A 2,011-nucleotide genomic window follows, 5' to 3' on the forward strand; every position below is an offset into this window, starting at 1 on the left:
GAAATCAGGGAAGCGGATCGGGCCGGTGAGAAATTTAATACCGTGCAGGTTCAAGAGTTGGTTCACCGGGTAATTCGGATCACCGACCGCTATCCGGTGATCGGTGAAATCGCCGAGGAGGCATTCATCTACTTGCTGACGGGCGGCGGCTATGTCGGCAATGCAAGGCGTGTGGCACCGTTCCTACAGCCGCGTACATTGCGGCAAATGATTGAGCAAGCAAAACATGAGAACCGGAGGTACTGAAAATGGCAGACTTGAAAGATCTCTTCCCTGAGGACAACTTTGAACGCGAGATGCATAATAAATTGAGAGAGTTAGCACCATCGATTATCGATAGCTTGTATAAAAGGCTAATAGAGGACGGATCGACGAACGCTGGTAAAGTGCTATTGAATAAAATTGTGTCAGACGCTAGGGAGCCGATGCCCCGGCTGAACCTTGCGCCTGTCGAGGGACTGGATGACGTGCCGCGATTCATAAGCGAGCTTTTGAGTGCGGCGGCCAACGGGCAAATCACGCCTAGCCAAGTATCGAAATTGATCAATTCAACGGCCATATATGTGACGCTGCAGGAAAAAGCAAACTCAAGAGCCATCGGGAAAATGATTAGGGAAGGTAAAATACCAGGGATGTAGCTCTAGCCTCTGTTCCTTCCGTGCCGTCCCAGTTCCCACTTAACAGCACATCCATATCCGAAGATCCGGCTATGTATATACGTATGCGCGCGAGAGATATCTGGTCCGAAGTCTCGTTGGCTTAAAATATTATACGGGGCCAGGCATTGAAAAGTCCGGGAAAAGCAACGTACGGAACCTGAATAATAAAATCATTATAAATAGATAAAGAGACTTCCGTGAATTTATAAAGGGTTTGTAAGTTAGGATCGATTTTCCTTGACCGGTAAACAATTTACAATTACAATAAACTTACAATTAGTTGTAAATGATACTTACAATATGGTGCAACAATGGAGAAGGTTATTACCATCTCAGAAGAGCTTTACCGACGACTTGAGAAACATGTCGCCGGATTTGGGGACTCACCTCAGAGCGTTATTGAAAGAATATTAGATTTTTACGAAGGAAAGAACCTGCCAACTGAAAGATTATTCTCTGGGCCTGATATGGGGGATCGGGATTTCTCGAAGTTTGACTTCAAGGGGAATGCTTATGGAAAGGGCCGCCTTGTACTTGCAATTGTAAAGGACTACGTGCAAAACCATCCGGGCTTAAATTTCGGGGATTTATCTGAAATATTCCCTAAGCACCTGCAAGGGTCTCATGGGGTTTTTAATAAGGAATCGATTGCAAATGACATCTATCAGAGAACCGGACATAAACGGTATTACATCAAGCCTGAAGAACTTATCCAGTTATCTGATGAACGAATTGCTGTGTGTTCACAATGGGGGAAAACAAATATTTACAAATTGCTTCGACATGTGGAGTCACTTGGGTACGAGATCAAGGCTCAAGAATAAATGGAAATCTAGTTAATTTCTCTATTGAGATGAAAAGATGATTAGGCCTCACCGAATCAGCGACTGGAATGTTTTCTATGGCATGACAGGCAAGACAGATTATGCCAAGCAGATGGGGAAATTTGTCCTTGCCCGACTTTTATTTGAAATCCTCATCGTCTTACCATTCAGGATTCTAATACTTCTTCCGTTGTACCTTACAGGAATCACCCTTGAAAACCACACGAAACAGCAGGAATCGATCAAACGTTCCCAAATTAAAAAAATTGAAAGAGCTCAAAAGGTACTCCTGCAATTGGAGAAGTTGATGCCCGAAATCAGCACTGCTGATACGAAAGCAACACGGAAAAGCAAAACAATGAGAGCTTTGACGCTGCTCGATGAGCTTGAGCGACTCGGTCAGAAAGAAGTAGTTTATGATTTTGAGCAAGTTAATGAAGTGGACCCCTGAGTCAAGACAGAAATCCACTGGGTTTAAGCTAGACATTCAACGTCACGTGCAGCGGGTCGGCGCTGCCCCGGTTTAGC

At 44.6% G+C, this 2,011-nt stretch carries 4 protein-coding genes; all 4 read left to right on the forward strand.

What is annotated here, in order from left to right:
• A partial coding sequence (locus BUC26_RS23700) for a hypothetical protein (protein WP_161949928.1) occupies positions 1-246 on the forward strand: 246 nt, incomplete at its 5' end.
• A gap of 2 nt (positions 247-248) precedes the next feature.
• A complete protein-coding gene (locus BUC26_RS22420; protein ID WP_073379649.1) occupies positions 249-638 on the forward strand; it encodes a hypothetical protein in 390 nt (129 codons plus the stop codon).
• A gap of 332 nt (positions 639-970) precedes the next feature.
• The gene (locus BUC26_RS22425; protein ID WP_073379651.1) at positions 971-1,483 is read left to right on the forward strand and encodes a hypothetical protein; all 513 of its coding nucleotides are present in this window, start codon (positions 971-973) and stop codon (positions 1,481-1,483) included.
• A 37-nt stretch (positions 1,484-1,520) separates the two neighbouring features.
• Positions 1,521-1,934: a hypothetical protein gene (locus tag BUC26_RS22430; RefSeq protein ID WP_073379653.1), complete on the forward strand. Its 414-nt coding sequence runs from the start codon at positions 1,521-1,523 to the stop codon at positions 1,932-1,934.
• Positions 1,935-2,011 lie beyond the last annotated feature (77 nt).

This window comes from Desulfofustis glycolicus DSM 9705, from assembly GCF_900130015.1.
Taxonomy (GTDB): domain Bacteria; phylum Desulfobacterota; class Desulfobulbia; order Desulfobulbales; family Desulfocapsaceae; genus Desulfofustis; species Desulfofustis glycolicus.

What these genes read in the sequence shown, in the direction of transcription:
- BUC26_RS22420 (WP_073379649.1), top strand. Translation starts at nt 249, where the DNA reads ATGGCAGACTTGAAAGATCTCTTCCCTGAGGACAACTTTGAACGCGAG.
- BUC26_RS22425 (WP_073379651.1), top strand. Translation starts at nt 971, where the DNA reads ATGGAGAAGGTTATTACCATCTCAGAAGAGCTTTACCGACGACTTGAG.
- BUC26_RS22430 (WP_073379653.1), top strand. Translation starts at nt 1,521, where the DNA reads ATGATTAGGCCTCACCGAATCAGCGACTGGAATGTTTTCTATGGCATG.